Annotated in this window: 2 tRNA genes and 3 rRNA genes; all 5 read right to left on the minus strand. The window is 55.6% G+C overall.

Annotated features, from left to right (window positions below):
• Positions 1-62 precede the first annotated feature (62 nt).
• The 5 genes from rrf to SPK54_RS13380 all read right to left on the minus strand — a co-directional run bounded on the left by rrf (position 63) and on the right by SPK54_RS13380 (position 5,363).
• Positions 63-175 (minus strand): 5S ribosomal RNA (gene rrf / locus SPK54_RS13360).
• Between the two features lie 208 nt (positions 176-383).
• A 23S ribosomal RNA gene (locus SPK54_RS13365) occupies positions 384-3,241 on the minus strand.
• Between the two features lie 311 nt (positions 3,242-3,552).
• Positions 3,553-3,629: transfer RNA gene (locus tag SPK54_RS13370), tRNA-Ile, on the minus strand.
• A 21-nt stretch (positions 3,630-3,650) separates the two neighbouring features.
• A tRNA-Ala gene (locus SPK54_RS13375) sits at positions 3,651-3,726 on the minus strand.
• 92 nt (positions 3,727-3,818) lie between these two features.
• A 16S ribosomal RNA gene (locus SPK54_RS13380) occupies positions 3,819-5,363 on the minus strand.
• The 16S, 23S and 5S rRNA genes sit together here with 2 tRNA genes alongside, the layout of an rRNA operon.
• Positions 5,364-5,798 lie beyond the last annotated feature (435 nt).

Below are 5,798 nucleotides of genomic sequence, written 5' to 3' on the forward strand. Positions count from 1 at the left end.
GATTTTCCCCGGTGCAAAGACAAAACCCCAGCTCATTGAGCTGGGGTTTTGCGGGATAAAGACCCTGGCGATGACCTACTCTCGCATGCGGATGCACACTACCATCGGCGCGGCTGCGTTTCACTTCCGAGTTCGGGATGGGATCGGGTGGTGCCACAGCGCTTTTGTCACCAGGGAGAGGGTGGAGGGTCGCCGACTGTTTTCAGGAGTCTGCACAGGGATGTGCAGGCTCTTGCGGAGTGATCCGCATACAGCAGCGCCACGCTCTCAAGGGGGGGAAGAAGAGTGAACGAGCGTTTGGAGCAAGCCGTCAACGTGTTGAGGCCAAGGGTTGCTGGTTTTTGCGCAGGGATGCGCATAAAACCGAAGCAACTTGAGGTGATATGGTCAAGCCACACGGATCATTAGTACAGGTAAGCTCAACGCATTACTGCGCTTACACACCCTGCCTATCAACCACCTGGTCTTGATGGTTCCTTCAGGGGGCTTGTGCCCCGGGAGATCTCATCTTGAGGCGCGCTTCCCGCTTAGATGCTTTCAGCGGTTATCGCTTCCGAACATAGCTACCCGGCAGTGCCACTGGCGTGACAACCGGAACACCAGAGGTTCGTCCACTCCGGTCCTCTCGTACTAGGAGCAGCCCCTCTCAAATCTCCAACGCCCATGACAGATAGGGACCGAACTGTCTCACGACGTTCTGAACCCAGCTCGCGTACCACTTTAAATGGCGAACAGCCATACCCTTGGGACCGACTACAGCCCCAGGATGTGATGAGCCGACATCGAGGTGCCAAACACCGCCGTCGATATGAACTCTTGGGCGGTATCAGCCTGTTATCCCCGGAGTACCTTTTATCCGTTGAGCGATGGCCCTTCCATACAGAACCACCGGATCACTAAGTCCTAGTTTCCTACCTGCTTGATCCGTCGATCTTGCAGTCAAGCACGCTTATGCCTTTGCACACAGTGCGCGATGTCCGACCGCGCTGAGCGTACCTTCGAGCTCCTCCGTTACTCTTTGGGAGGAGACCGCCCCAGTCAAACTACCCACCATACACGGTCCCCGACCCGGATTACGGGCCCAGGTTAGAACGTCAAGCACATCAGGGTGGTATTTCAAGGTTGGCTCCATGCCAGCTAGCGCCGACACTTCACAGCCTCCCACCTATCCTACACAGACGAACTCAACGTTCAGTGTAAAGCTATAGTAAAGGTTCACGGGGTCTTTCCGTCTTGCCACGGGAACGCTGCATCTTCACAGCGATTTCAATTTCACTGAGTCTCGGGTGGAGACAGTGCCGCCATCGTTACGCCATTCGTGCAGGTCGGAACTTACCCGACAAGGAATTTCGCTACCTTAGGACCGTTATAGTTACGGCCGCCGTTTACCGGGGCTTCGATCAAGAGCTTCGCTTTCGCTGACCCCATCAATTAACCTTCCGGCACCGGGCAGGCGTCACACCCTATACGTCCACTTTCGTGTTTGCAGAGTGCTGTGTTTTTGATAAACAGTCGCAGCGGCCTGGTTACTTCGGCCTCCTTCAGCTATTCACCATAGGAGGCGCACCTTCTCCCGAAGTTACGGTGCTATTTTGCCTAGTTCCTTCACCCGAGTTCTCTCAAGCGCCTGAGAATTCTCATCCTGCCCACCTGTGTCGGTTTACGGTACGGTCTGTGCAAACTGAAGCTTAGGAGCTTTTCCTGGAAGCGTGATATCAGCAGCTCTGTCCAATTGGACTCGTCCTTGGTCTCAACGTTGCGCTCCCGGATTTGCCTAAGAGCACCGCCTCAACCCTCTCACCGGGACAACCAACGCCCGGCCTGCCTAACCTTCTCCGTCCCTCCATCGCATTTGCACGAGGTGCTGGAATATTAACCAGCTTCCCATCGACTACGCATTTCTGCCTCGCCTTAGGGGCCGACTCACCCTGCGTCGATTAACGTTGCGCAAGGAAACCTTGGGCTTTCGGCGTGCGGGCTTTTCACCCGCATTATCGTTACTCATGTCAGCATTCGCACTTCCGATACCTCCAGCAGACTTTACAATCCACCTTCGCAGGCCTACGGAACGCTCCTCTACCGCGCATACAAAGTATGCACCCCAAGCTTCGGTTTACCGCTTAGCCCCGTTAAATCTTCCGCGCAGACCGACTCGACCAGTGAGCTATTACGCTTTCTTTAAAGGATGGCTGCTTCTAAGCCAACCTCCTGGCTGTCTGTGCCTTTCCACATCGTTTTCCACTCAGCGGTAATTTGGGACCTTAGCTGTGGGTCTGGGTTGTTTCCCTTTTCACGACGAACGTTAGCACCCGCCGTGTGTCTCCCGTACAGTCCGTCTCGGTATTCGGAGTTTGCAATGGTTTGGTAAGTCGCGATGACCCCCTAGCCATAACAGTGCTCTACCCCCGAGAGGATACATACGAGGCGCTACCTAAATAGCTTTCGAGGAGAACCAGCTATCTCCGGGTTCGATTAGCTTTTCACTCCTAATCACACCTCATCCCCGACCTTTGCAACGGGCGTGGGTTCGGGCCTCCAGTACCTGTTACGGTACCTTCACCCTGGGCATGACTAGATCACCCGGTTTCGGGTCTACTGCCCGCGACTATGCGCCCTTATCAGACTCGGTTTCCCTTCGCCTCCCCTATACGGTTAAGCTCGCCACGAACAGTAAGTCGCTGACCCATTATACAAAAGGTACGCCGTCACCCTTGCGGGCTCCGACTGCTTGTACGCACACGGTTTCAGGGTCTATTTCACTCCCCTCGCCGGGGTTCTTTTCGCCTTTCCCTCACGGTACTGGTTCACTATCGGTCGGTCAGGAGTATTTAGCCTTGGAGGATGGTCCCCCCATGTTCAGACAGGGTTTCACGTGCCCCGCCCTACTCAATTTCATCGATCAGGCCCTTTCGCATACGGGGCTATCACCCGCTATGGCCACACTTTCCAGAGTGTTTTGCTAAAACAAGATCGACTTTTGGGCTAGTCCGCGTTCGCTCGTCGCTACTTACGGAATCTCGGTTGATTTCTTTTCCTACGGTTACTTAGATATTTCAGTTCACCGCGTTCGCCTTGCATGGCTATGTATTCACCATGCAATACCCTTGCGGGTGGGTTTCCCCATTCGGACATCGCCGGATCAAAGCTTATTGCCAGCTCCCCGACGCTTTTCGCAGGCTGTCACGTCCTTCATCGCCTCTGACCGCCAAGGCATCCACCGTGTGCGCTTATTCGCTTGACCATATCACCCCAAGTTGCCTCAGGACGACACGTACCAGCGAATGGTACGACTATCACTTGATAAAAACGGCTTACGCCGTTTCGCCTCAGCCTCGACACGTTGCAAGACTTACGTCTCAAACGCTCGTTTGACTCTTCTTCCCTATTTTCAAAGAACATGACCAGGCCACAATGCCCAGCCATCTCAAAGTGTGTGTGCGCGTCATTCAGAGAGTTCTTGGTGGCTTGCCACGGTTTTCTGGAGCAAGGCGCGGCGATGCGAAGTGGGCATCAAGCCCATGAGCATCGTCGCAACGCAGCGCCAGGAAAGCGTGGTGGGTCTGGGAGGACTCGAACCACCGGCCTCACCCTTATCAGGGGTGCGCTCTAACCACCTGAGCTACAGACCCAAAATGTGTCTCTACTTCAGATGGTGGAGCCTGTCGGGATCGAACCGACGACCCCCTGCTTGCAAAGCAGGTGCTCTCCCAGCTGAGCTAAGGCCCCGTTGTCACGGGACACGTGATCCCCTCTGGAATCACGCTCTCTGAATGCAGGTCACTTGTGCGGACGTCTGGCAACAGCGTTGCCATGTCTCAAAAGGAGGTGATCCAGCCGCACCTTCCGATACGGCTACCTTGTTACGACTTCACCCCAGTCATCGGCCACACCGTGGCAAGCGCCCTCCCGAAGGTTAAGCTACCTGCTTCTGGTGCAACAAACTCCCATGGTGTGACGGGCGGTGTGTACAAGGCCCGGGAACGTATTCACCGCAGCAATGCTGATCTGCGATTACTAGCGATTCCGACTTCATGGAGTCGAGTTGCAGACTCCAATCCGGACTGGGATGGGGTTTCTGGGATTGGCTCCACCTCGCGGTATCGCAGCCCTCTGTCCCCACCATTGTAGTACGTGTGTAGCCCTGGCCGTAAGGGCCATGATGACTTGACGTCATCCCCACCTTCCTCCGGCTTGTCGCCGGCGGTCTCCTTAGAGTTCCCACCATTACGTGCTGGCAACTAAGGACAAGGGTTGCGCTCGTTGCGGGACTTAACCCAACATCTCACGACACGAGCTGACGACAGCCATGCAGCACCTGTGTCACGGTTCCCGAAGGCACACTCCCATCTCTGGAAGCTTCCGTGCATGTCAAGGCCAGGTAAGGTTCTTCGCGTTGCATCGAATTAAACCACATACTCCACCGCTTGTGCGGGCCCCCGTCAATTCCTTTGAGTTTCAGTCTTGCGACCGTACTCCCCAGGCGGCGAACTTAACGCGTTAGCTTCGATACTGCGTGCCAAATTGCACCCAACATCCAGTTCGCATCGTTTAGGGCGTGGACTACCAGGGTATCTAATCCTGTTTGCTCCCCACGCTTTCGTGCCTCAGTGTCAGTGTTGGCCCAGGCAGTCGCCTTCGCCACGGATGTTCCTCCTGATCTCTACGCATTTCACTGCTACACCAGGAATTCCACTACCCTCTGCCACACTCTAGCCTGCCAGTATCCAATGCCATTCCCAGGTTGAGCCCAGGGCTTTCACATCAGACTTAACAAACCACCTACGCACGCTTTACGCCCAGTAATTCCGAGTAACGCTTGCACCCTTCGTATTACCGCGGCTGCTGGCACGAAGTTAGCCGGTGCTTATTCTTCCGGTACCGTCAGAACACCCGGGTATTAACCGAATGCTTTTCTTTCCGGACAAAAGAGCTTTACAACCCGAGGGCCTTCTTCACTCACGCGGCATGGCTGGATCAGGCTTGCGCCCATTGTCCAATATTCCCTACTGCTGCCTCCCGTAGGAGTCTGGGCCGTGTCTCAGTCCCAGTGTGGCTGATCATCCTCTCAGACCAGCTATCGATCGTCGCCTTGGTGGGCCTTTACCCCGCCAACTAGCTAATCGAACATGGGCTCATCCAATCGCGCCAGGCCTTTCGGTCCCCGGCTTTCCCCCAAAGGGCGCATGCGGTATTAGCGTACGTTTCCATACGTTATCCCCCACGACTGGGCAGATTCCCATGTATTCCTCACCCGTCCGCCACTCGCCACCCACAGAGCAAGCTCTGCTGTGCTGCCGTCCGACTTGCATGTATTAGGCCTGCCGCCAGCGTTCACTCTGAGCCAGGATCAAACTCTTCACTTAAAGTTTTCGAGGACGAATCCTCTAATGCTTCGAATGCAGAGCCCGTCCAGTCCCAATTACTCGCTGTACGTTGTACTTGCGTACAAATACTTATAAGAATTGAGGTTCTGTTCGAACGTCTGCTATGGACAACCATCCATCACCAGACGCCCGCACAAGTCACCTGCGCACACTGTCAAAGATCTCCGGGGCCGGCCTCAGCGCCTTTCCCGTTTCCCCTCGGCGCCGTAGCGTCCGAGTGAGCCGCCCATCATACAGGGGTTTGCATTGCTGTCAACACCCCGTGACGAACTTTTTTTCCCGCCCCGCTTCCGGCGAACCGTCTGCAGGAGGGCCGCGAATCATACCCGGGTTACAACCTCTGTCAACTCCCGGATCGCCTCGCTTCCCTGCCCCGCCTCCGCAATCACCCGCAGCGGCAAGGGCGCGCATCTT

The organism is Thermomonas sp. LB-4, from assembly GCF_036409385.1.
Taxonomy (GTDB): domain Bacteria; phylum Pseudomonadota; class Gammaproteobacteria; order Xanthomonadales; family Xanthomonadaceae; genus Thermomonas.